The following is a 24,606-nucleotide window of genomic DNA, read 5'->3' on the forward strand; positions in this document are numbered from 1 at the left end:
ATCATGACGACTCAGGCACCCCACCCGTTCCGGACGCTGCGCGATCTGCTGCGCTACGCCGTCTCGCGCTTTACCGAGGCCGAACTGGCCTTCGGGCATGGCACGGCCACGGCTTACGACGAGGCCGCCTATCTCCTGCTGCATACGCTGCACCTGCCCATCGATACGCTCGACCCGTTTCTCGACGCGCGTTTGCTGCCCGAGGAAATCGAGCGCGTGCTGTCAGTCATCAACCGTCGCGCAGGCGAGCGCGTGCCGGCGTCGTACATCACGAATGAAGCGTGGATGCATGGCCGCCGGTTCTATGTAGACGAACGCGTCATCGTGCCGCGTTCGTTCGTGGGCGAGTTGCTCGAAGACGCCTTGCAGCCATGGGTCGATCACGCCGAAGACGTCGCGGACGTGCTCGAGTTGTGCACCGGCTCCGGCTGCCTTGCGATCCTCGCCGCCGAAGCCTTCCCGGCGGCGCAGATCGATGCGGTCGACATTTCCCCAGACGCATTGGCCGTGGCCAAGATCAATGTGGCCGACTACGGTCTCGACGACCGCATCGCGCTCCATCTGGGCGATCTCTATGCGCCGCTGCCACAGGGCAAGCGCTACGAAGTCATTCTCACCAATCCGCCGTACGTCAACGAAGGTTCGATGCAGGCACTGCCGGCCGAATACCGTCACGAGCCACGTCTGGCATTGGCCGGCGGCGACGACGGCATGGATGTGGTTCGCCGCATCATTGCCGGTGCCCGAGAGCATCTGACCGATGACGGCGTTTTGGTCGTGGAAGTCGGTAACGAACGTCACTTCGTCGAGGCGGCGTTCCCGGATCTGCCGATGACGTGGCTGGCGACGAGTGCCGGCGACGATATGGTCTTCCTGGTGCAGGCAGCCGATCTGCCGTAATGCAGTAACTCCCTCGGGGCTCGCGTTTTGCCGCGAGCCCTCGTCTAAGTCCACGTACCCCGGTTACACTCGGGTTCCCGGGTCCGCGCGACTCTCGGCATGGAGGAAGGTAGTCCGTCATGGCGTTCAATTTGCTCGACGTCGGCTTTGCCGTCGCCTGTCTTCACGTGATGGGAGCCATCGCCGCCATCCATGCCGTTCTAACGGTACGGACGTCGCAAGGCGCGGTGGCATGGGCAGTATCGCTCGTGACGATACCCTACCTCACCCTCATCCCCTATCTGTTCCTTGGCCGGTCGAAATTCATCGGCTATGTCGAGGCGCGCCGTGCGCGCAACGAGGCGCTGCAATCACGCATGGGCGAAACGCAGTGGAGCGGTGAGCCGCCCGTCGCGATGGAAGCGCACCCGGAGTTTGCCGCGCTTACCGCCATGACGGGGATGTCGTTCGTGGCGGGCAATCGGGTGCGTCTGCTGGTGAACGGCCGGGCCACGTTCGACGCCATCTTTGCCGCTATCGATCGCGCGCGTGACTACGTCGTCGTTCAGTTCTTCATCGTCAAGGACGACGCGCTCGGACGCGCCTTGTCCGCGCGTCTGCTCGCGCGCGCCGCGACGGGCGTGAAGGTGTACTTCCTCTACGATCGTATCGGCAGCCACGATCTGCCGAGCAGCTATTGCGAGAAGCTGCGCCTGGGCGGTGTGACGGTGCACGAGTTCGCGGCTGCGAAACGCGGCATTTTCGTCAACCGCTTTCAGCTCAACTTTCGCAATCACCGCAAGATCGTGGTGATCGACGGCAACGAAGCGTTTATCGGCGGACACAACGTCGGGGTCGAGTATCTCGGCGAGAAACCGCCGTTGGCCCCATGGCGCGATACGCATATCTCCGTGCGTGGACCTGCGGTGGTGGGTATCCAGCGCGCATTTGCCGAAGACTGGCACTGGAGCACGGGTACGGTACCGGAACTCAACCGCCTGCCAGCCGCCTCCGGCGAAGACATGCACTGTCAGGTCGTGCCGAGCGGCCCTGCTGACCGATTGGAGACGTCGTCCCTCTTCTTTGTCACCGCCATCAACGCCGCACAGAAGCGAGTCTGGCTCACCACGCCCTACTTCGTGCCCGATGAAGCCGTGTTCTCCGCGTTGCGTCTGGCGGTGCTGCGCGGCGTAGACGTGCGCATTCTGATCCCGGATCGGGCTGATCACTATGTCGTGTTCGAGGCGACCACCTCGTACGCGTTCGAGGCCGCGCGCAGCGGCATCCACGTCTATCGCTATCAACATGGCTTCCTTCACCAGAAAGTCGTGCTGATCGATGACAGCGCAGCCGCCGTCGGCAGCGCCAATCTCGACAACCGGTCGTTCCGTCTCAACTTCGAAATCATGCTGCTCACCGTTGACCGCGCCTTCGCCGACGACGTCGCGTACATGCTGGCGCACGACTTCGAGCAGGGCGCCCTGCTGAACAAGGACGATTTCCGGAAGATTCCGAGATGGCGTCAGATTGTGATGCGTCTGGCGCGGCTTTTCGCCCCAATTCTGTAGGCGCGGCGGGGTGCGCATCGCTTTCATGCGCTCAGACCGGTAAAATGCCGGTTTTGCCGTCCCCCCGCACCACGGTTTCGATGCACGGCTCGTTCGCTCCCCGTTGGGTCGGCGATACCCGGCTCGCCACGCGGACCCAGGACGAACTGACCCGCTTTCCCTTCGGCCTTTTTCGTGATCCGATTCGAACATCTCACCCTCGCACGCGGCACCAAGCCGCTCTTCGAGGACACCTCCGTAACGCTCAATCCAGGCGAGCGCGTTGGCCTCGTCGGCGCCAACGGCGCGGGTAAATCCACCCTCTTCGCGTTGCTGCGCGGTCAGTTGCACGCCGATGGCGGCGATGTCTTCGTGCCCAGCAGCTGGCGCGTCGCCCACGTGATGCAGGAGACGCCCGCCGTCGAGCGCACTGCCCTCGACTATGTGCTCGACGGCGACACGCGGCTGCGCGAGATCGAAGCAACCATCGCGGCCGCCGAAGCTGCGCATGACGGTCACGCGCAAGCCGAGGCGCACGCCGCCTTCGCCGACGCAGACGGCTACACGGCCCCCGCCCGTGGCGAAGCCCTGCTGCTCGGACTCGGCTTCACGCTTGCGCAAACGCAGTTGCCTGTCGCCAGTTTCTCGGGCGGATGGCGCATGCGCCTGAATCTGGCGCAGGCGCTCATGTGCCCGTCCGATCTATTGCTGCTCGACGAACCGACCAATCACCTGGATCTCGACGCCATCGTCTGGCTCGAAGACTGGCTCAAGCGATACCCCGGCACGCTGATCGTGATCTCACACGATCGCGAGTTTCTCGACGAAGTCTGCAACGTCACACTGCATATCGAGAATCAACAGATCAAGCGTTACGGCGGCAACTACAGCCAGTTCGAGATTCTGCGCGGCCAGCAACTGGTGCTGCAACAAAGCGCGTTCGACAAGCAGCAGAAGACGATTGCGCACCTTGAATCGTTCATCACGCGCTTCAAGGCCAAGGCAACGAAGGCGCGTCAGGCGCAGAGCCGAATGAAGGCGCTCGAAAAGATGGAGCGCATCGCGCCCGCGCATATCGCGTCGCCGTTTACGTTCGAGTTCCGTCCGGCCGACAGCGCGCCGAACCCGATGCTCGTGCTTGATGCGGTGCGTTGCGGCTATCCGCTCGAAGACGGCAGCGAGAAGGTCATCCTCCCGCATGTCACGATGTCGGTGCAGAACGAACAGCGTATCGGCCTGCTGGGCGCCAACGGTCAGGGCAAATCGACGCTCATCAAAACACTCGCCGGCACGCTTGCGCCACTGGCGGGTGAGGTGAAGACCGGCAAGGGCTTGCAGATCGGCTATTTCGCCCAGCACCAGGTCGAAACCCTGCGCCATGACGATTCTCCGTTGCAGCATTTGCAACGCCTCGCCCCCGACACGCGCGAACAGGAATTGCGCGACTTTCTTGGCGGATTCAACTTCCGCGGCGATATGGCGACGTCGTCGATTGCGCCGTTCTCCGGTGGCGAGAAGGCGCGTCTGGCGCTGGCGCTCATCATCTGGCGCAAGCCGAACCTGCTGTTGCTCGATGAACCGACCAACCATCTGGATCTCGAGACGCGCCATGCCCTCACGATGGCGCTCGCCCAGTTCGACGGCACGCTGATTCTCGTCTCGCACGATCGGCACTTGCTGCGCGCGACCACGGATCAGTTTCTGCTGGTGGCCGGCGGCGAAGTGCAGCCGTTTGACGGCGATCTCGATGACTACCGCGATTGGTTGCTGCAACACGCAGCCGACCAACGTGCGGCAGCACGAGACGCCAGCAGCGGCAATGGCGAAGGTAGCGACGGTGCCGACGGCGTCAACCGCAAGGATCAGAAGCGGGCCGAGGCGCAGGAACGTCAGCGGCTGTCACAACTGCGCAAGCCGCTGCAAAGGAAGATCGAGAAGCTGGAGCAGTCCATCGCGAAGCTCTCGGACGAAAAAGCCCGGCTCGACGCTATCCTCGCGGACAGCAGCACCTATGAAGACGCCAGGAAGGCCTTGCTGACCGATAGCCTCAAGCAACAGGCCGACGTCACGGCAAAGCTCTCGGACGTGGAAGCCGAATGGCTCGAAGCCCAGGAAGCCCTCGAGCAGATCGCTTGATCCGATAGCGGCAGCGGCCACACGACGCAGTCCATGCCGCGACGCCAAAGGAAAAGCCCGGTCGATCCGACCGGGCTTTTTTCATGCTAGCCGTGCGCGCTTACAACCCCGCGACCACCGAAATCGCGTGCTCCAGCCGGTCGACGGCGTGCACTTCGAGGCCGTCGATGGGCTGTTTCGGCGCGTTCGCTTTCGGGATGATCGCAATGGAAAAGCCGAGTTTGGCGGCTTCCTTGAGACGATCCTGACCACGCGGACTAGGACGGATCTCCCCCGCCAGCCCGACTTCGCCGAACGCCACGATGCCGCGCGGGAGCGCCTTGTTGCGCAGCGACGAATGAATGGCCAGCAACACCGCCAGATCCGCCGCCGGTTCGGTGATCTTCACACCGCCAACGGCATTCAGGAACACGTCCTGATCGAAGCACGCAATGCCCGCATGGCGATGCATCACCGCCAACAACATCGCCAGACGGTTCTGCTCAAGTCCTACCGCCAGCCGCCGCGGGTTGGGCACCTGCGCGGTATCGACCAGCGCCTGTACCTCAACGAGCAGTGGCCGCGTGCCCTCTTGTGTGACGAGCACGCAGGAACCGGGCACGCTCTGTTCATGCTGCGAGAGGAACAACGCCGACGGATTCGCTACGCCGCGCAACCCCTTCTCGGTCATCGCAAACACACCCAACTCGTTGACGGCACCGAAGCGATTCTTGAACGCCCGTACCAGCCGATACGACGAGTGCGTATCTCCCTCGAAATACAGCACCGTGTCGACAATGTGCTCAAGCACGCGCGGCCCCGCGAGGCTGCCTTCCTTCGTCACGTGGCCGACCATGATGACGGTCACGCCGCTCTGCTTCGCGGTTCGCGTGAGCTGCGCCGCGCATTCGCGCACCTGCGCCACCGAACCGGGGGCGGAGCTGAGCGCTTCGGAATAGACCGTCTGAATCGAATCGATCACCACGACGTCGGGCTTTTCGGACTCGATCGCGCCTAGAATCTTTTCGAGCTGAATTTCCGCGAGCAGGTCCAGTTCGCCACCGCCCTCTCCCGCCGCGCCAAGGCCGAGCCGTTGCGCCCGCAAAGCAATCTGCGCGCCCGACTCTTCGCCGCTGACATACAGTGCACGCCGCTCGCGCGCCAGATGTGCAAGCGATTGGAGCAGCAAGGTCGACTTGCCGATGCCGGGATCGCCGCCGATCAGCACCACACCGCCGGCCACGAGCCCTCCGCCCAGCACGCGGTCAAACTCGCTCACGCCGCTGGAGAAGCGCGGCACGTCGGCCGCTTCGATGTGCGCCAGCTTAAGTACCGGCGTGCTCTTGGCGAGCGATTGATAACGATGACCCGTCGTCGTTTCCGCCACCGACTCGACGAGCGTATTCCAGCCGTTGCAGTTGGGGCATTGCCCCGCCCACTTGGGTGTCTGTCCGCCGCATTCGGTACAGATGTAGACAGTCTTGGCTTTGGCCATGGAAATCCTGTGGCGACGCTCAGTTCGCGTGCACGGGCACGCGACGCGCCACGGCGCACATCAGCTCATAGCCGAGCGTGCCTGCCGAGGCCGCAACCTCGTCGATGCTCAGTCCACGCCCCCAGAGCGTCACGGACGAGCCCACGCGCGCCTGCGGCACCGGCGTGAGATCGACGGACAGCATATCCATCGACACGCGGCCCAGCGTGCGGGTGCGCACACCGTCGACAAGGATCGGCGTGCCAGTGGGGGCGACACGCGGATAGCCGTCGGCATAGCCGCAAGCGACCGTGCCCACGCGCATCGGCGTCTCGGCGGTAAAGATACTGCCATAGCCCACCGTGCCGCCCGCCGGAATCTCCTGAATACCGATCAACTCGGTTTCGAGCGTCATCGTCGGTTGCAGATCGAACGTCGCCGCCGGGACCTCGAGCCCCTTCGGCGAGGAGCCATAGAGCATGATGCCGGGACGGACCCACGCGCCATGCGTCTCCGGATAGCACAGCGTGGCGGCGGAATTGGCAAGGCTGCGCTCACCCGGCACATCGCGGGCGCCGCGCTCGAACGCTTCCATCTGATACTGAATGCCGCGCGCGCCGTCGGCATCGGAGAAGTGGGTCATCAGCACGATCTGGCTCACGCCGGGAATTGCACGAGCACGCTCCCATGCGGCGCGATAGCGCTCGGGAGAGAAGCCGAGGCGGTTCATGCCGGAATTCATCTTGAGCTGCACGTTGAGCGGCTTCTTCAGACGCGCCATCTCCAGCATGCGCAACTGTTCGTCGCTATGCACGGTAGTCGTCAAACCGTACTCGTCGACGATCGCCAGATCCTCGGGCTTGAAGAAGCCCTCGAGCAGCAGAATGGGGCCGGCCCAGCCGAGTTCGCGCAGACGCACGGCTTCGTCGAGATCGAGCAGGCCGAAGCCGTCGGTGTCGCGCAATCCGGGAAATGCGTTATCGATGCCGTGCCCGTAGGCGTTGGCCTTGACCACCGCCCACACCTTGGCGTTCGGGGCATGGCGACGGGCGACATCGAGATTATGGGCAAGGGCTGCAGTATGAATCGAGACTTTGATTGGACGAGGCATGGGCGGATACAGAATCAGAGGAGAAGCTCGCCAGGACAGGCTGGCGGCATAACGCATCGGCATATTTTCGTGTTATAAAGCCGTGCGCACAACTTGTTTTGCTGAAATCTTTTTCCCGATGACAATATCGGTCTCAGACCGAGGGCGAACGGGCGCCCGGCACGGGGGCTGCAAGACCGAATATACGGTCGATTAGCGACATTTGAGCGACTGATGTGCGCAGATACCCCTGTGTTTAAGCCCGGTTTCTTCCCGTGTGGGAGCCCCTTGCGGGCACCGCGGATTCCGACAACCGAGACACGCAAGTTTTACGCCGCACGGGATCGACTCAAGTACCGATGAAGAAAGGCTTTTATACCATCATGGCCGCGCAGTTTTTTTCGTCGCTGGCCGACAATGCATTGCTCATCGCCGCAATCGCACTCCTCAAAGATTTGCATTCCCCGCAGTGGATGACGCCGCTGCTCAAACTCTTCTTCGTTCTCTCGTACGTCATTCTTGCCGCTTACGTGGGCGCCTTCGCCGACTCGATGCCCAAGGGCAAGGTCATGTTCATCAGCAACTCGATCAAGGTCGCAGGCTGTCTGCTGATGCTGTTCGGCTCGCACCCTCTCTTAGCGTATGGCGTAGTGGGCTTCGGCGCGGCGGCATACTCGCCCGCGAAGTACGGCATTCTCACGGAGCTACTCCCCGCCGAGAGATTGGTCGCCGCGAATGGATGGATCGAAGGCCTCACCGTCAGCTCGATCATTCTCGGCACAGTGCTCGGCGGCACACTGATCAGTCCGCATATATCGGAGTGGATTCTCCAGCGCACTCCTGAGGTGATCAGCTCGCCGGCGATGGCCGCGATGGTCGTCATCATGGCCATTTATGTGATTGCCGCGCTGTTCAATCTGCGCATTCCGGACACGGGCGCACGTTATGCGCGTCAGGAACGCAATCCGATCAAACTCGTCTCCGATTTTGCCGACTGCTTCGTCACGCTCTGGCGCGACAAGCTGGGCCAGATCTCGCTCGCCGTCACCACACTGTTCTGGGGCGCAGGCGCAACCTTGCAGTTCATCGTGCTGCGCTGGGCCGAAAAAGCGCTCGGCATGTCGCTGTCCGAAGGTGCCATTCTGCAAGCCGTATCGGCCGTGGGCGTCGCCGTCGGCGCCATCCTGGCGGCCTCGCGTATTCCGCTCAAGCGCTCTCTCTCGGTGTTGCCCGTCGGCATCGCCATGGGCCTCGCGGTGATGGCGATGGCGTTCTTCTCGAAGGATCTGCTGCCGTACGGCACCGAGTGGAAAGTGCCGCTCTACCTGATCGTCGCGTACATCTTCCTCATCATCGTCGGTGCACTCGCAGGTTTCTTCGTGGTGCCGATGAACGCCCTGCTCCAGCATCGCGGCCACGTGCTGCTCTCGGCCGGCCACTCCATCGCCGTGCAGAACTTCAACGAGAACCTGTCCGTACTTATCATGCTGTGCCTCTATGCACTGCTGATCTGGTTCAACGTGCCGGTCGGGGTCGTCATCATTCTGTTTGGTGTGTTTGTGTCGGGCACGATGTGGCTTGTCATGAAGCGTCATCAGGCCAATCAGCGCGAATTCGATTCGGTCTCGCTCATTGGCGAAGTCAAGCATTGATATGAATTTGCGTCATTCGCCCGTACCCATTGCCCTCACCATCGCCGGCTCCGACTCCAGCGGTGGCGCAGGCATCCAAGCCGACCTCAAGGCGTTTTCCGCGCTCGGCGCATACGGCGCGAGCGTGATTACCGCCCTCACCGCGCAGAATACGCAAGGCGTGACCGGTATCCACACACCGCCGGCGAGCTTTGTCACCGCCCAGATGGACGCCGTGTTTCAGGACCTCGAAGTCGATGCGGTCAAGCTCGGCATGCTGGCCAACGCCGAGGTCGTGCGCGCGGTGGCCGCCGGATTGCGGCGATACAAACCGCGCTTCGTCGTGCTCGATACCGTGATGATTTCGAAGAGCGGTCACGCGTTACTGCAACCGGATGCCGTTGCCGCGCTGCGCGATGAACTGCTGCCGCTGGCGGACCTGATTACCCCGAATCTGCCGGAAGCCGCCGCGCTACTCGGTGTCGCGCCCGCTACCGACGAAAGCGAGATGGAGCAACAGGCGCAAGCGCTGCGCACGCTCGGTGCCCGCAATGTACTGGTCAAGGGAGGCCATCTCGCCGGCGATCTGAGCCCGGACTGGCTCGTGAGCGCCGCAGGCGTCGAACGATTCAGCGCACCGCGCATCGCCGCTCACAACACGCACGGCACGGGCTGCACGCTCTCCGCCGCACTGGCCGCGTTGCGTCCCCGTCGCGACAACTGGTCGGACACCGTGCGCGACGCCAAGGCGTATCTCAATGGTGCACTCGCCGCCAGCGACGCGCTTCATATCGGTCGCGGCATCGGCCCCGTCCATCACTTCCACGCGGTCTGGCCCAAGGATTGAGGCGCCCGCTCGGGCACCGAATCAGATTGACGGCGCGCCGTCGTCCACACTGCGCGCAAGCGCACGACGCGCCGCCGCACCGGCCCGCTCGCTCAATTCCTCGATACGATGGCGAGCGCGCGGCGCCCAGTAGTCCGGCACGATAAATCCTCGTTCGCACTCGAACCACCCCTCCTTGCCCGCTCGCTGCGACAACGAGACGATCAACAATGGCTCGGCGATACCACGTTCGCGCCAGTGCGTCTCGATGCGCACATGTATCGCAGCAAGCGATAAAGCGGCCGAGTCGTCCACACGGGCAGGCGCAAGCCAACGTGCCCGCGGCAACATGGCCCAGCGCCGCTCGCCCGACGCCACGGCGTCGTGAGACGTCGACTGCGCATGCGCCCACCATTCGTCGAGCGTCGCCCACCAGCCTCGACCGTGCGATTCAGACGCCACCTGCGGCACCTGCCCGCGTTGCGTGAGCGGATGGAATAACCACCCCTTGAGATACACCTGCGGCAGCCATGGCCCGGCGGCAGGCAACGCGCTGCGCGCAGCTTCGAGTGTCGTCAGGCGCAGTTGATGACCGAGCAAGCGCGCGACCTTGTCGGCCAGACTATCGGCCAGATTCGGCCCCAGCCAATGAAACTGGGCGGCGCGTTCGTCGAGCACCGGCGCCGGGAGCGCCGGCGGCACGAACAAGTACAGCTTTACCGCCAGTTCCCAATGAAGCAATTGGTGGTCGGCGCGACGCGTCAGCAGGAAGTCGCACTCGCCGAGCGTCATGTTGCCCCGCCGCGAATCGCGCACTTGCAAACCCGCGGCAAGCAGATCGAACCGAGGGCTGTGCATTAGCGCGAAATGCAGCAGTTGCTCCGCATAACGCCCCAGCCGGCTGGTTTCGCCACGCGCAAGAAATTCGCGCAACGGCTCGGGATTCGCATCGCAAGCCTGCAGCCAATCGTGCAGGAGTCGGGAGTGGAAGACCGGTTCCGAGACACTCGGCAGTGTCCCCGGCAAGATGCCGGATACGGAAATGGCAGGGTCGTCGGGCGCCACATCGGCCGCCGCCTGCACACTATCGAAATGGGCGAGTGCCGCCGGAAAACGGGTAGCACTGAGAAGGTCGGCAGACAGCAATAGCCACGCGAGGTCGCGCACCGGCGCCTCGCGTAGCGTTTCGATCAGTTCGCCGTAGGCTTGTTGGCCGGAGTCGATTCGCACACTGCCTCGTAGGTAGCCCGCGCCAGGCACCAATCCGTCCAGGCTTTGGCCTTGTCGGGCAGACTGCGTAATAGATAGGCCGGATGGTACGTCACGATCACCGGCACCCCTTCATACTCATGCACACGCCCGCGCAGGCTGGCAATGCTCGCTTGTGTGCGCAGGATACTTTGCGCCGCGAAGCGCCCCATCACCACGATCACTCGCGGTTTGAGCAGCGCGACCTGACGCTTCAGGTATGGCTCGCAGTTCGCGACTTCGTCCGCCTCCGGGTCGCGATTGTTCGGTGGACGGCACTTGAGCACATTCGCGATATAGACGCTCTCACCGCGCCGCAACGCCGAGGCTCGCAACATGTTGTCGAGCAGTTTGCCTGCCTGACCGACGAACGGCTCGCCCTGCAAGTCTTCCTGCTGGCCCGGCGCTTCGCCCACGAGCAGCCAATCGGCCTCGCGGTCACCTACGCCGAAGACCGTCTGCGTACGCTTCTCGCACAAGCCGCACAAGCGGCAATTGGCGACACGCTCGGTCAGCGCCTCCCAGTCCAGCGTCTCGACGCCCGGCAATGCAGGGCGTGACGGCGCGCCGGTCTCGCCCGCATCGCGCACGATCGACCACAATGCGGCGTCGGCGGCAGCATCGCCGTCGCCGTTACCATCGCTATCTAGCCACATCGGGATGTCGTCGGGCGGCAGATCGGCCATGCGACGGTTGGCACCGCCGCTCTGGGGCGACCCTCGCGCGACTTCCGCGCGGACAGGCGCTATACGCGTGACAGGTGCAGCCGGCGCCTCATCCAGGCTCGCAGCACGCGCAGCGGCACGCACGCTGCCCTGCGCGACGGACGGCGACACATCCCATGGCGGCATATCGTCAGCCGGCAGACCGCCCCGAAGGGCCACCGGTTCGGCGAGCGTTGCCACATCGCCGTCTTCGGCAGTCACCACCGCCGCCCTGGCCACGGCATCGTGCGACATCCACACCGGCCACAGCCCAAACTCTTCCAGAATCGCTTTAGGCCACGGCACGATCGGTCTCCCACGACAGGCGCATCACAATGGCGTCTTCACGACGCCCACTCGCCGGATAATATCCCTTGCGCCGGCCGATCTGCTCGAAACCGAAACGCTCATAGATGCGCAACGCCCGCATATTCGACGGGCGCACTTCCAGCAACACCCCGCCCATACCCTGCTCACGCGACACGCGCACCACCTCTTCGAGCAACTGCACACCCAGACCGTTACCCTGCATTTCCGGCACGACGCACACGTTGAGCAAATGCGACTCGTCGACGACCGGCATCAACAGGAAATAGCCCAGCAACGAGCCATCGACCGCGCGCAGGCAGACCCCCTGATGCCCGGCATCCATCGAATCGGCGAAATTCTGCCGCGTCCACGGAAACGGGTATGCGCGCACCTCGACGGCGACAACCTCATCGAGATCAGCCAACGTCATCGGTGAAAAATGATTCGGACCGGTCTGGCGCATCAGGGCGTCTCCTTGCCGGCGCCCTGCACCGCCGCCTGCTTGATGGCCTCGCGCTCGGCCGTCGTCTGCGCCACCTTGTTACGGAGGTAGAACGGCATGGCCTGATCGGCAGGAATCGCCTCGCCTCGAGCGAAGGCGCGCGCCGCCAGCGTCGCGACGTAACGCGCACGCGGCATGGCATCGACCAACACGGCCTGCGCCTGCACGCTTGCCTGCAAACGCTCGCCAAACGCCAGCACCGCATTACCGGCGACGACGAAAGCGGCGTCGGGGGCACGCACCTGTTCGGCGGCGTCGAGCGACGGCGATTGCGCTTCGCGCCAGTCTTCGGCCGCGGCGTCCCAGGCATAGTCGGCCCAGTAAGCCTCGTTCATCCGCGCATCGAGCGCGACAAGAACCCGCTGCGTGTCGACGCGCAAAGCGCGCGCCGCTTCGGCACAAGCCAGTAACGTGCCCACCGGCACGACGGGCAGTTTGGCCCCAAAGGCCAACCCCTGTGCAACGCCACACGCGGTGCGCAGCCCGGTAAACGAGCCAGGGCCGGCGCCAAAGGCGATCGCATCGCATTCGGCAAGCGTCACACCAGCCTCGCGCAAGACATCGCGCACAGCCGGAAGAATATGGGTACTGGAGACGGGGCCGGTATCGAGATGACGCTCGAACACAAGGGCCGGCGCCCCACTGGCGGGATCGTGACGATACAAGGCGACCGAACAAAACTCGGTCGAGGTATCCAGAGCGAGAAGCGTAATCGAAGACATGGCGCTATTGTAATCGGGCGCGCGACAAGCAACCTAGCGGGATCGACGGCAACCCGCGCCAAAGCTGACGGCAGCCACTGCGGTACTCCCCTGAAATGCATGCCCAAGGGACTCCCGCGACCCCGTGAAAATCCGAACGTGCACTTTTCCAAAAAAACAGGTATAATCCGCGCTTCGCTTCGCGGGGTTCTATGAAATACCTCGTCAGGCGACGAAAAACTGCGTTTTGCCCCAATCCTGTGATAAGCCGCTGTAGTTCTTGCCGGTACTGGCGTTCCTGATGGAACGACCCGCCGCCGTCCCTGGCTTACGATACGGATTTCGATCCGCTTTCTGCCCCATCCGCGATTTGCTTCCTGCTTGCGACGAATTGGGTTTGCCGATTGGCGCCAACGCCCCGACATCACCTTTCAATCCGCAAGAGGATTCATGGAACAGCATTCCAAAATGTCTGCGCTCGCGCAGACGTATTTCCCTACGTCTGAAGAAAACACCGCCGCTATTGTTGTTGACGCCACGCCGGCAGTCAGCACCGACGGTCAGCCCTCGTTCGCCGAACTCGGCCTGAACCCGGCAATTCTGACGGCCCTTATCACCGCAGGCTACACCAGCCCGACGCCGGTTCAGCAGCGCGCAATCCCCGCTGCGCTTGCCGGTCGCGATCTGCTCGTGTCGAGCCCGACGGGTTCGGGCAAGACGGCCGCCTTCATGCTGCCCGCTATCCACCGCTTCGCCGAAATGCAAGCAAGCGGCGAGTTGGGCAGCCGCGCTCCGGCCGCCCATCCGCGCAACCAGCCGGCCGCCCCGGGCGAAAAGCCCCGCAAGGGCCAGCGCGTGCGCCGCGTGGCGGCTCAACCGCTGCTGCTCGTGCTCACGCCGACGCGCGAACTGGCGCAACAGGTCTCGACGGCTGCCGATACGTACGGCAAGCAACTGCGCCGTCTGCGTACGGTCAGCATTCTGGGTGGCATGCCCTACCCGCGTCAGCTCGAAATGCTGGCCAAGCAGCCCGAAATCATTGTGGCAACGCCGGGCCGTCTGCTCGATCACATCTCGAGCGGCAAGATCGATCTGTCGCAACTGATGATGCTGGTGCTCGACGAAGCCGACCGCATGCTGGACATGGGTTTCATCGACGACATCCAGACCATCGTCGACGCTACGCCCGAATCGCGTCAGACGTTGCTGTTCTCGGCAACGATCGACGGCCGCATGGGAGAAATCACGCGTCGTCTGCTGCGTGATCCGGAAACCATCGAGATCACGCGCGGCAGCGAACAACGCACCAACGCCAACATCGAGCAAACGCTCCATTATGTGGACGACCGCGCCCACAAGGATCGCCTGCTCACGCACTTGCTCGGCAACGACGCGCTCGATCAGGCCATCGTGTTCACGTCGACCAAGCGCGACGCCGACTTGATCGCCGACCAACTCGAGCAAGCCGGTTTCGACAGCGCTGCACTGCACGGCGACATGCCGCAAGGCGTGCGTAACCGTACGCTGCGCGCATTGCGCGAGCGCCGTGTGCGCGTGCTGGTGGCGACCGACGTGGCAGCACGTGGCATCGACGTGCCGGGCATCACGCACGTGTTCAACTACGATTTGCCGAAGTTCGCAGAAGATTACGTCCACCGCATTGGCCGTACGGGCCGTGCCGGCCGTCGTGGCGTGGCCGTGAGCCTCGCCGCACACGGTGAAATCGGTGCCGTGCGCCGCATCGAACGCTACACGCGTGAACCGCTGCCGGTGAACGTAGTGGCCGGTTTCGAACCGCGTCGCTCGCCGCCGAAGGGTGGCAGTGGTGCTGGCAGCAAGCGTCCGGGTCAAGGCCGTGGCGGTCCGCGTCATGGTCAAGGCGGCGGCAACAGCCGCTGGAGCAACAGCAGCGCCCCGCGTTACGGTAACAACAGCGGTAATGGCGGCAATGGCGGCTATCAGGGCGGCCAACGCTTCGGCGGCGCCAAGCCGGCCGGTGCCCCGTTCGAGCGCCGTGAAAGCAGTGGCTACCAGCAAGGTGAAGGCGGCAACGGTGGCAATGGCTTCTCGAACGGCAGCGCGACCGACCGCTTCGAGCGTCGCTCGCCGCGTCCGGCCGACGGCAACCGTCAGGATCGTGGCAGCCGCAGCTTCGACGCACCGCGTCAGGACCGTGGCTTCGGCAATCGCAACGGCGGCAGCGGCTTCAGCAAGCGTCGTAGCGACTGAATAGCCTGACACCGGCAGGACGAGTCATTGACGAGTCCTGCCCGAATGTCTGAAAACCCCGGATGTCGACATCAATCGTCGACGCCGGGGTTTTCTCTTTTGTGCGTCTGAATCAGGACGCCGACGCGAACCGGTCCGTCGCCTCGATCAGCCAATGCAGGATGGTGGGCTCACTAAACGCATGTCCGGCGTCCGGCGCCCAATAGAAATCCGCCTCCGGCCATGCCTTGTGCAACGCCCATGCGGTATGCGCAGGTGTCGCCATGTCGTAACGGCCCTGAACGATCACCCCCGGAACGTCGCGCAAACGGTGCGCACCGTCGATCAATTGATTCGGCGTGAGAAAACCATCGTGCACGAAGTAGTGGTTCTCGATGCGGGCAAACGCAATCGCGTAATGCGGGTCGCCAAAGGCCTCTGCGAGCTGGTCGTCCGGCAGCAGTGTGATCGTGCTGCCCTCCCACATGCTCCACGCACGGGCCGCCTCAATTCTGACCGCCTCGTCGGGATGAATCAGCCGCTTCCGATAGGCGCGCATCAGATCGCCGCGCTCTTCGAGCGGAATCGGCGCCAGAAACGCCTCCCAACGATCCGGGAACAGCCACGAGGCGCCCGTCTGGTAGTACCACTGCAATTCTTCGCGACGCACCGTAAAAATGCCTCGCACGATCAGTTCGCTCGCACGATTCACATGCGCTTGCGCGTAGGCCAACGCCAGCGTGCTGCCCCACGAGCCGCCAAACACCTGCCATTGTTCGTATCCGAATTTGACTCGCAACCGCTCGATGTCATCCACCAGATCCCATGTGGTGTTGTGCTCAAGGCTCGCATGCGGGATCGAACGTCCGCAACCACGTTGGTCGAACAGTGTGATGCAGTACCTGGCCGGATCGAACAATCGCCGGTGCTCCGGCGAACAACCGCCCCCAGGGCCGCCATGCAGAAACACCACCGGCTTGCCTAGCGGATTGCCGCACCGCTCCCAATAAATACGATGTCCGTTACCGACATCGAGCATCCCACTCTCGTAGGGCTCGATAGGCGGATATAAACCGCGTAGTGTGTCCGGGCGCGTCTCTATGATCCTGCCGGGCGCACGTCTCGGGCCGAGTGTCTGCGTCTGCGGATCGTTCCGCATGTTGTGGACAGCATCATCGGGAAAATCGGCTGACATCGGCATCCTCACGTGAACGTTGGCCGGCGCGTCATCCAAGTTACGTGCGACGCGGACGGTGAAAACATGGATGAGTAGGACGGGGACAAATACGTCGAAGTTCAGTGTAGCGTGAGTAACGCTTATTGCGTGCACTCCCCATCCCGCATCGACACGAGGATGAAGCGGAGGGGGGCCGCATGTTTGGGGTACCGAAATTTCGGCATTCGCACGCCTATAGTGCGTGCGGGGTGCAGAGGCACCCCGATCGGGCTTGACTGCACGGGTGGGCGGCGTCACGCAGACGAGCACTACCGGGTTTGCCCCCGTTGTTGCGCCGCGCCAAAGCCATAGAATCGAAGTGAAGGGTTTGCTGGCGATGCAGATGTCGACACCCGAAAAAGTGTCGAGATCGCCGGAACAGCAGACTGGGTGCAAGACCGTGTAATACCTGCGCGAGCCTGTGAACGCGTGTTCAGCAACGCCAACTGCGGGAGGTCATATGTTATTTACCCACATCCTCATTCCGACCGACGGCTCGGAGCTATCTCAAAAGGCCGTGACTGGCGGACTCGAACTGGCGCGTGCGCTCGGCGCGAGAGTGACGGGCTATTGCTGCCTCGCCGAGTATCCTTACTCCCCCTTCAGCGAGTACGTGCTGGAAGCGCCTGCCACGTTCAGCGAGCGCATTGCCGAAGAAGCCTGCGCCCACCTCGATAAGCTGGCCGAAGCCGCTGCAGCAGCGGGTGTGCCGTTCGATCGCGACAGCTCCACTTTCCCTGCGCCCTATCTGGGCATCATTGACGCAGCAGAACGCCACAGGTGCGACGTTATCCTGATGGCCTCGCATGGACGCCGTGGACTCACCAGCCTGTTGCTGGGCAGCGAGACGCAGCGCGTTCTCGTGCACTCGAAGATCCCCGTACTCGTCTATCGGTGATCCGTCTGCGCCAACCTGGCAACTCATGAAAAAAGGCCCGTGAGCGGGATAAGCTCACGGGCCCTTTCTCGTTCAGGCGTGCATTGCAGCCCTCACCGCGACGGGACCACAGTCAGGACTGCCCCCGGCCGGATAAGCCGGACGCGCGGTCATGACGCGGCGGCGTTCCGCCCACGACGATGTGCCCCCACGCGCATCGTTGCAGGCGGGCGCGCCGCGCCCTCCCTTAGCCCTGTCAGGCTATCTTGACCTGTGCCTTCTTTTCGTCGAAGAACTGTTCGTCCTCCGTCGAACCCTTCAGGGCCGTGGTCGATGCGTCGCGCTCAATCGTCTGCGTGACGGCGTCGAAGTAGCCCGTACCCACTTCGCGCTGGTGCTTGACTGCCGTGAAGCCCTTGTCGGCAGCGGCGAATTCCGCTTCCTGCAACTCCACGAAGGCGCTCATCTGACGGCGGGCGTAGCCGTGCGCCAGGTTGAACATCGAGTAGTTCAGGCTGTGGAAGCCGGCCAGCGTGATGAACTGGAACTTGTAGCCCATGGCACCGAGTTCCTTCTGGAACTTGGCGATGGTGGCGTCGTCGAGGTTCTTCTTCCAGTTGAACGACGGCGAGCAGTTGTACGAAAGCATCTTGCCCGGGAAGTGCTTGTGGATGCCCTCGGCAAATCGCTTGGCGAATTCAAGATCCGGCTTGCCGGTCTCACACCACACCAGATCGGCGTACGGTGCGTAGGCCAGACCGCGTGCGATTGCCTGATCCAGGCCATTGCGCGTACGGTAGAAGCCCTCGACGGTGCGCTCGCCGGTGCAGAACGGCTGGTCGGTCGGATCGACGTCGGCGGTAATCAGATCTGCCGCTTCCGCATCGGTACGCGCGATCAGGACGGTCGGCACGCCGAGCACGTCGGCAGCCAGACGCGCCGCCACGAGCTTGGCCACGGCTTCGCGCGTCGGCACGAGCACCTTGCCCCCCATGTGGCCGCACTTCTTGACCGAGGCGAGTTGGTCTTCGAAGTGCACGCCGCCGGCGCCCGCTTCGATCATTGCCTTCATCAGTTCGAAGGCGTTGAGCACGCCGCCGAAGCCGGCTTCCGCATCGGCCACGATCGGCGCGAAGTAATCGATATAGCCTTCATCGCCCGGGTTCTTGCCTTCCGACCATTGAATCTGATCGGCACGGGTGAAGGTGTTGTTGATGCGACGCACGACCTGCGGCACCGAGTTGGCCGGATACAGCGACTGGTCGGGGTACATTTCGCCTGCGAGGTTCGCGTCGCCGGCGACCTGCCAGCCCGACAGGTAGATGGCCTTGAGGCCGGCCTTGACCTGCTGCATGGCCTGATTGCCCGTCAGTGCGCCAAGCGCGTTCACGAACGGCTCGTCGTTGATCATGCTCCACAGGCGCTCCGAACCGCGACGGGCAAGCGTTTGTTCCGGCTGGATAGAGCCGCGCAGACGCACCACGTCTTCGGCCGAATAGCCACGCTTGATACCCTTCCAGCGCGGATTGTTCGCCCAGTCCTGCTCGAGTTGTTTCACTTGCTCTTGACGAGTCGCCATGATGATCTCTCCTAGTTTCTCAATACAAATAAAGAGGGGTGACGCTTTGCTGCTTTGTCGTTGCCGAAACTGCGGTTGACCACTCTCGGCGTTTCCAAATCGGCAGGTCTTGTATAAGAGTGTAGGCATTTCTCATGCGATGCAACAGAGAAAATTAGCATCTTAAATAATATTTTTTATTCATTAAAATCAAATAGATATGAGGTTAATTTCTTGATGTGAAACGATATTTCCCTTCCTGAAATTGCGGCGTTGTGCCAAGCAGCGCAAATTTTTACGCACCGCAAAGGCATTCCGCATCATGAAAAAAGCCGGTAACAGTGGTTACCGGCTTGGATCGGGGTGCCCTCCATGCGGGCAGAATTGCCCGGCGCTCAGGTCATGACGCCACGCGACGGGTGGATGGCACGGCCTTTGGTGGCTTGCACACGAGCCACACCGCGAGCGCGATGAAACAGCCGCCGAAGAAATGCGCCATCGTGACCGCCTCATTCAGGAACAAGGCGCCCCACAGCACGCCGAACGGCGGAATCAGGAAAGTTACGGTCAGCGAGCGCAGCGGGCCGAGATCCGCAATCAGGCGGAAGAACAACATATAGGCCACTGCACTGCACAGGAAGCCGAGCGCCGCCATTGCAGCCCAGACACCGCCCGTGGCCGGGCCGGGAATGCCAGACGTCGCCGATACGTAGCCGAAGAACGGCAGCAGCACGATGGCGGCGCCCAGTTGGCTGCCGAACGCCACGAGCTTGGCGTCGAGGCCACCTCGATCGGTGATCCAGCGCTTGGTCAGATAGCCCGCCAAACCGTAGCAGGACGTCGCGACGAGACACGCCAGCGCCCCCATGACCACCGGCCCGGACATCGTGACCGGGCCGGTGCGCGTCAGCACGGCCACCCCGACCAGACCGAGCAACACGCCCAGCGCCTTGGCCCCCGTCAGGCGATCATGGAAAAACAGGGCGCCGATGATGACGCCCATGAGAGGTGTCGTCGCGTTGAGGATGGCAGAGTAACCGGCAGGCAGCACACGGGCGGCCAGGCAGTACATCACGAACGGAATGCCGGAGTTGATCACGCCGAGCACCATCGACGCCCCAAGCAGCCCCTTGAACTCCCAGCGAACCCGCAACGCCAGCAGAATCACCGCCAGCCCCACGGCACCGAAGGTGACGCGCAGGAAGGCCGTAGGCAATGGCCCGAGTGCGGGCACGATGATGCGCATGAAAAGAAAGCTCGCGCCCCAGATGGCGGCGAGCGTCAGTAAACGGGCAATGTCAGATGAGCGCATGGTCGAAAAGGCGGCGCGACCGGCCGCCGGAAACATGGGAACGCGTGAATCGTCCCACATCGATGTCCGGCACGCTGGTCATATTCGGACATGGCGGCACGCGCACCCGCCAGCCCATCGTCAAACCGGACGGCGAGATCTCACGGATCGCCCTCCGGCCCATTTTCAGAATCCACGCATTGAACCAGAAGGACATTGCGCGATATGGTGATCGGCCGCCCATCGGAGATCCCACAACCCATGCTGCATCACGATTTGCGCTCTTTATCCCCGCTGAGGGGGCACCATAGCGCCGCCGCGCCGCCCGCCCCCAAGTCTGCTGGCATCCATCCAATACCCCGCATGCGCTTGCCGCATCGAACCCCTTCGACTGGTCCGCTGCCGGTTGTGACGCCACGCGGGTACGACCTCTGGAATCACTACGAAGTCACGTGGCTGGACATGCATGAGCGGCCGCAGATCGCTGTCGTGGAACTCCTGATCCCGTGCGATTCTCCGTACACACTGGAAATGTCGGACGCGCAACGCTACTTCCTCACACTGCGCGACCAATGCTTCGAATCGGCCGACGCGGTCGAAGCGCACTTGGCGGGCGAGTTATCGCGCGGCCTGCAAGCCTATGTCCTCGTGCGCACGACACCCGTGAGGCAAGCCGTGCGCACGACCACTGCATGCGGGCCCGGCGCGCTGAGCCTCGATCTGGCACCGGTCAGCGTAGTGCGCGGCGGCGTACAGGCCGACCTCCTGCGCCATGCCCGTCACGCCGACACCTCACCTGCATCGCCGCTTCACGAGTGCCTGACCTCCGACCTGCTGAGCGTGCGATGTCCGCTGACCGATGGCATCGACTACGGAACCGTCTGGTTCGACTACACGGGAGAGCCGATTTGTCGGCATTCGCTATTGGCCTACATTCTCTCGTACCGCGATAGCGCCATGCTGATCGAACAATGTGTCGACCAGCTCTTCGCCGACGTGCTCGCCCAATGCGCCCCGACAAGACTGGCCGTCGGCGCACGCTTCACGCGACGTCACGGCATCGATATCAACCCCGTACGTGCCACGCATGCCATTGCCATTTCCAACGTCCGCACCGTTCGCCAATGATTGCAATGACCGATACCGCCTCTACGCCACCCGCCTGTACCACTCCCCCTTCGCGCCAGGCCACACGCATCACGCCGGCCGTGATCGTGCTCGCGATTGCCTTCGTGAGCTTCCTTCTGATCTCGAATGCGCTCGGTGCGCGCGTGTGTGAAGTCACGCTGCCCTGGTCGATCGGGGACGAGCCGCTCCGGCTGACGTTCTCCGCCGCGCTGATCAGCTTCCCGTTCGCGTATCTGTTTTCGTCGGTGCTCACGGAGGTCTACGGCTACCGCATCAGCCGTATCGTGATCTGGAGCGGTCTCTCGGCCAATCTAGTGATGATCGGATTTCTATGGCTGATGTCGTGCCTGCCGACCGATGCCGCCTGGGCAGCACAGACCGGCTTCACCGACGAGGTGCAACGCCACTGGTTCGGGGCCATTGCCCACATGTTCCTCGCGTCGGTCTCCGCGTGCCTCGTGGGGGAGTTTGCGAACGCCGCCACCCTCGCTCGCATGAAGGTGGCCATGCACGGCCGGCTGGCGAGCGTGCGCCTCATGATGGGCAACGCGCTGGCCGCCATGCTCGACACGGTCGTGTTTGTGGCGGTGGCATTCGCCTATGTGCTCGACATCGACGCGATGGCCCGAATGGCCGGACTCGAGTTCGTCTTCAAGTGCGCGCTGCAATGGCTGGTGCTGCCGTTGACAGTCGGTCTCGCGCGTCTGCTCAAACGCGCAGACGGCATCGACCATTACGACGTAGCGACCTCGCTGAATCCGTTCGGCTTTCCGATGTCGATGCTTCGGCAACTCGCCATCGGCAGATAGCGCGCGCGGGGCAACTACGTCAACGCTGGTGGCGCAAAGACCTCAGGTCAGGCGGCGTTGGCATCGCGCTCGCGACGGTAGGCAACCCAATCGCCTCCTGAAATCTGCGGCAACTGACTGACCGCCGATTCGCTCACTGGATAAACGATGCATGCATACGTCGCGCCGTCGCACGCGACGTCGTGCATCTCCCGAACGAACAACCCCGCCTCGCCCGGATAGACCGCCTCGATCTCGTCGAGCACGGGGATCAGTGCCGCCGGAATCCGGTAAATGTCACCGGTCACATGTTGGCCCGCTTCAGCGAGCACCATGCCCGGATAGTGTCCGAAATCATACAGCCGCCCACCGAGTGACGCGCTGCCGACGTAGACCGGCGCCGCAATGCCGTGACGTGCGGCCGCTCGCATCATGTCGTTGATTTCTCCCGCACGCAGCGTGCCATAGACGAAGGCATAGATTGCCTCGTCCGAGGCGTCATGGGCGTCGCACATCTCACGCGTTACCGTTGTCATCACGAACATCCAGATCGGAATTGGCTGACGTTAGATCAGAAGAACGTCAGGGAACGAAGGAAAAGGCGTCGGGCCATTTATAGCCGCCGATAGCCGCCGATAACCGCCTGTGGCTGCATATAGCGGCGTCCGCCGCATACTGACTTGGATCATAGCGTCTTTGCCGCCCGGAAAGCTGTGGCACGCGCCCTTGAGCGACCGATGGAAACCGAGAGACCCTAACGCCCATGCGCGGCTGATTTACACTTATGAAACTCAAATTGTCGCGATTACGCCATGCCCAACCTCATGCCCGTGTCACCCGGCCTGTTGGATGCCGAGCCACCGGGCGCCGATGCCGCCACGTCATCACCGGTCGACCCCGGACCGTATGTTTTGCCCACGGCATTCATGCCGACCCAGGCGCGCCCGGTGCGGCTGCGCGCACGGCCGTTGGGCGACGGCATCCGCGTGCCCGACCATCAGCATGCCTGGGCTCAGGTCGCGTACACGCCACGAGGTGTCATTCAGATTGCGGTCGCCGATGCGGCGTGGATCGTACCGCCATCGCGCGCGATCTGGATTCCGCCGAATGTCGTGCACAGCCTGCAAGTCAACGAACCTTCGTACCTGCGCACGCTTTACGTCCATCCGGACGTCATCCCGGCGGGACTCGATCATTGCCGAGTCGTGGAGGTGTCGCCGTTGCTGCGCGAGTTGATCGCGGCCATCGACGTGCCCGAGGACACCCTTGATGCCCCCCGCGAGCAACTACTGGGGGGTTTGATTCTTGACGAGTTGCGGCGTGCGTCACCGTTGCCCCTGGAGGTGCCGCTACCGCGCGACAAGCGGTTGCTCACCCTATGCAACGCGATGCTGGTCGATCCGGCGCGCGCCTGGACACTCGATCAATGGGCCCGCTACGCAGGCGCCAGCCCGCGTACCATCGGACGGCTGTTCCGGCAGGAACTCAATATGAGTTTCGTGCAATGGCGCCAGCATGTTGTGTTGGCACGGGCGATTCCGCTCGCATCGAAGGGATATCCGCTCGCCCGCATCGCCAGGGAATTGGGCTATCGAAGTCAGAGTGCGTTTTCCGCGATGTTCAAACGCACCTTCGGACGCACCCCCAGCGAGTTCTTCGCCACCGTTCCCGACGCTACATCTGCCGGAACAGATGCGCGTACTGACGACTGACCGCCACGCGATCCTTGCGACGCTTGAGCTTGAGTGTGAGACGGCCCAACGGCGTGTGCTGTGCGCTCACGACTTCGGCAACGTTGACCACCGTACTGCGATGCACCTGCCAGAAGCGCGACGGATCGAGTTGCGGCATCAATTCACGCAGACTCGTGCGGATCAGCAGATCGCCATCGGTCGTCGCCACCACGACGTACTTGTCGGCGGCCTCGAAAAAGCACACATCCTCGACGGGGACGAGGCGAATCTCGTCGTGCACCGAGGCCCGGACAAACCGCAGATACTCGCGGGTATCCGTGGGCGGGGCGATACGTGGCTCCGGCGCGCCGTCCTGCTGCCCTGACTGGGCTCCCGCCTCCAGATGCGTGCGCAATGTCGTCAGCAGTTGCGAAAGCGCGTTGCTGTCCGGCATGGCCAGACGTTCGCGCACCCGTGCCACCGTGCGCGCCAGACGATCGGGCTCCACCGGTTTGAGCAGATAGTCAACGGCGGCCGCGTCGAACGCGTCGAGCGCGAACCGATCGAACGCCGTCACGAACACGATCTGCGGCGGCCGGGCCAGCCGCGCGCATGCGCGAGCGACGTCGAGTCCGGTCGCGCCAGGCATGGAGATATCGAGAAAAACGACATCCGGCTGTGTCTGCGCGATGGCGGCAATCGCCGACGTCCCGTCCGGTGCTACGGGCAGCACATGCAACCCGGGCCACGTCTGCGCAAGCATGGTGCGCAACGCGTCGGCGAGCAAAGGTTCATCTTCGGCAATCAGGGCAACGGGGGATGTCATGCACTGCACTCTCTG

Annotated in this window: 22 protein-coding genes; 10 read left to right on the forward strand and 12 right to left on the reverse strand. The window is 63.1% G+C overall.

Features of this window, described 5'->3' with window-relative positions; translation table 11 throughout:
• The first annotated feature begins 3 nt into the window (after positions 1-3).
• The 3 genes from prmB (at position 4) to C266_RS00350 (ending at position 4,562) form a co-directional block, all read left to right on the forward strand.
• Complete coding sequence (prmB, locus tag C266_RS00340; RefSeq protein ID WP_010803848.1) at positions 4-900, forward strand: 50S ribosomal protein L3 N(5)-glutamine methyltransferase; 897 nt, start codon at positions 4-6, stop codon at positions 898-900.
• 119 nt (positions 901-1,019) lie between these two features.
• The gene (gene cls / locus C266_RS00345; protein WP_010803847.1) at positions 1,020-2,447 is read left to right on the forward strand and encodes a cardiolipin synthase; all 1,428 of its coding nucleotides are present in this window, start codon (positions 1,020-1,022) and stop codon (positions 2,445-2,447) included.
• A 174-nt stretch (positions 2,448-2,621) separates the two neighbouring features.
• Entirely contained in the window at positions 2,622-4,562 is a 1,941-nt protein-coding gene (locus C266_RS00350) for an ATP-binding cassette domain-containing protein (protein WP_010803846.1), read from the forward strand.
• 100 nt (positions 4,563-4,662) lie between these two features.
• On the opposite strand, the gene radA is transcribed toward C266_RS00350, so the two are convergent.
• Both radA and alr read right to left on the reverse strand, forming a co-directional pair.
• Positions 4,663-6,036, reverse strand: coding sequence for a DNA repair protein RadA (gene radA / locus C266_RS00355; RefSeq protein WP_010803845.1), 1,374 nt, complete (start codon positions 6,034-6,036; stop codon positions 4,663-4,665).
• Between the two features lie 19 nt (positions 6,037-6,055).
• Positions 6,056-7,126 carry an alanine racemase gene (gene alr, locus C266_RS00360; RefSeq protein ID WP_010803844.1) on the reverse strand — a complete coding sequence of 357 codons (1,071 nt, stop codon included), beginning with the start codon at positions 7,124-7,126 and terminating at the stop codon, positions 6,056-6,058.
• 338 nt (positions 7,127-7,464) lie between these two features.
• On the opposite strand from alr, the gene lplT reads away from it, so the two are divergent.
• Positions 7,465-8,757, forward strand: a complete 1,293-nt coding sequence (lplT, locus tag C266_RS00365) for a lysophospholipid transporter LplT (protein WP_010803843.1) — start codon at positions 7,465-7,467, stop codon at positions 8,755-8,757.
• 1 nt (position 8,758) lies between these two features.
• A complete protein-coding gene (gene thiD, locus C266_RS00370) occupies positions 8,759-9,583 on the forward strand; it encodes a bifunctional hydroxymethylpyrimidine kinase/phosphomethylpyrimidine kinase (RefSeq protein WP_010803842.1) in 825 nt (274 codons plus the stop codon).
• A gap of 21 nt (positions 9,584-9,604) precedes the next feature.
• On the opposite strand, the gene C266_RS00375 is transcribed toward thiD, so the two are convergent.
• The 5 genes from C266_RS00375 to C266_RS27175 form a co-directional block, all read right to left on the reverse strand.
• Complete coding sequence (locus C266_RS00375) at positions 9,605-10,792, reverse strand: DUF1853 family protein (protein ID WP_010803841.1); 1,188 nt, start codon at positions 10,790-10,792, stop codon at positions 9,605-9,607.
• Positions 10,753-11,769, reverse strand: a complete 1,017-nt coding sequence (locus tag C266_RS00380) for a uracil-DNA glycosylase family protein (protein WP_371257012.1) — start codon at positions 11,767-11,769, stop codon at positions 10,753-10,755. Before C266_RS00380 ends, C266_RS00375 begins: the two co-directional genes overlap by 40 nt.
• Before the next feature lie 37 nt (positions 11,770-11,806).
• The gene (rimI, locus tag C266_RS00385) at positions 11,807-12,286 is read right to left on the reverse strand and encodes a ribosomal protein S18-alanine N-acetyltransferase (RefSeq protein WP_010803839.1); all 480 of its coding nucleotides are present in this window, start codon (positions 12,284-12,286) and stop codon (positions 11,807-11,809) included.
• Positions 12,286-13,047, reverse strand: a complete 762-nt coding sequence (gene tsaB, locus C266_RS00390; protein ID WP_010803838.1) for a tRNA (adenosine(37)-N6)-threonylcarbamoyltransferase complex dimerization subunit type 1 TsaB — start codon at positions 13,045-13,047, stop codon at positions 12,286-12,288. The genes rimI and tsaB overlap by 1 nt, the downstream gene beginning before the upstream one ends.
• A 204-nt stretch (positions 13,048-13,251) precedes the next feature.
• Entirely contained in the window at positions 13,252-13,488 is a 237-nt protein-coding gene (locus C266_RS27175) for a hypothetical protein (RefSeq protein ID WP_144265658.1), read from the reverse strand.
• On the opposite strand from C266_RS27175, the gene C266_RS00395 reads away from it, so the two are divergent.
• Positions 13,477-15,255, forward strand: coding sequence for a DEAD/DEAH box helicase (locus tag C266_RS00395; RefSeq protein WP_010803837.1), 1,779 nt, complete (start codon positions 13,477-13,479; stop codon positions 15,253-15,255). The genes C266_RS27175 and C266_RS00395 overlap by 12 nt on opposite strands.
• Positions 15,256-15,367: 112 nt before the next feature.
• Here the strand turns inward: C266_RS00395 and pip are convergent, their stop codons facing one another.
• Entirely contained in the window at positions 15,368-16,435 is a 1,068-nt protein-coding gene (gene pip, locus C266_RS00400; protein WP_174979564.1) for a prolyl aminopeptidase, read from the reverse strand.
• A gap of 475 nt (positions 16,436-16,910) precedes the next feature.
• Here pip and C266_RS00405 point away from each other — a divergent pair, with 475 nt between their 5' ends.
• Complete coding sequence (locus C266_RS00405; RefSeq protein ID WP_010803835.1) at positions 16,911-17,348, forward strand: universal stress protein; 438 nt, start codon at positions 16,911-16,913, stop codon at positions 17,346-17,348.
• Positions 17,349-17,583: 235 nt separating this feature from the next.
• Here the strand turns inward: C266_RS00405 and aceA are convergent, their stop codons facing one another.
• Together aceA and C266_RS00415 are read right to left on the reverse strand one after the other, a co-directional pair.
• Positions 17,584-18,906, reverse strand: a complete 1,323-nt coding sequence (aceA, locus tag C266_RS00410) for an isocitrate lyase (RefSeq protein ID WP_010803834.1) — start codon at positions 18,904-18,906, stop codon at positions 17,584-17,586.
• Positions 18,907-19,285: 379 nt separating this feature from the next.
• Positions 19,286-20,197 (reverse strand): DMT family transporter, encoded by a 912-nt coding sequence (locus tag C266_RS00415; protein ID WP_036661014.1) that lies wholly within the window; start codon positions 20,195-20,197, stop codon positions 19,286-19,288.
• A 342-nt stretch (positions 20,198-20,539) separates the two neighbouring features.
• Between C266_RS00415 and C266_RS00425 the strand changes: the two genes are divergently transcribed.
• On the forward strand, positions 20,540-21,304 hold the full coding sequence (locus C266_RS00425; protein ID WP_010803832.1) for a 7-cyano-7-deazaguanine reductase: 765 nt from the start codon (positions 20,540-20,542) through the stop codon (positions 21,302-21,304).
• 5 nt (positions 21,305-21,309) lie between these two features.
• Positions 21,310-22,113, forward strand: coding sequence for a VUT family protein (locus C266_RS00430; RefSeq protein WP_168162848.1), 804 nt, complete (start codon positions 21,310-21,312; stop codon positions 22,111-22,113).
• Between the two features lie 47 nt (positions 22,114-22,160).
• Here C266_RS00430 and C266_RS00435 read toward each other — a convergent pair whose 3' ends face one another.
• Positions 22,161-22,607: a gamma-glutamylcyclotransferase gene (locus tag C266_RS00435; RefSeq protein WP_051126095.1), complete on the reverse strand. Its 447-nt coding sequence runs from the start codon at positions 22,605-22,607 to the stop codon at positions 22,161-22,163.
• Between the two features lie 297 nt (positions 22,608-22,904).
• On the opposite strand from C266_RS00435, the gene C266_RS00440 reads away from it, so the two are divergent.
• Positions 22,905-23,804, forward strand: coding sequence for a helix-turn-helix domain-containing protein (locus tag C266_RS00440; RefSeq protein WP_010803829.1), 900 nt, complete (start codon positions 22,905-22,907; stop codon positions 23,802-23,804).
• Here the strand turns inward: C266_RS00440 and C266_RS00445 are convergent.
• Positions 23,767-24,591, reverse strand: coding sequence for a LytTR family DNA-binding domain-containing protein (locus tag C266_RS00445; protein ID WP_010803828.1), 825 nt, complete (start codon positions 24,589-24,591; stop codon positions 23,767-23,769). The two genes, C266_RS00440 and C266_RS00445, sit on opposite strands and share 38 nt — an antisense overlap.
• Between the last annotated feature and the right edge of the window lie 15 nt (positions 24,592-24,606).

Origin of the sequence: Pandoraea sp. SD6-2 (assembly GCF_000389825.1) — a bacterium.
Lineage (GTDB): Bacteria > Pseudomonadota > Gammaproteobacteria > Burkholderiales > Burkholderiaceae > Pandoraea > Pandoraea communis.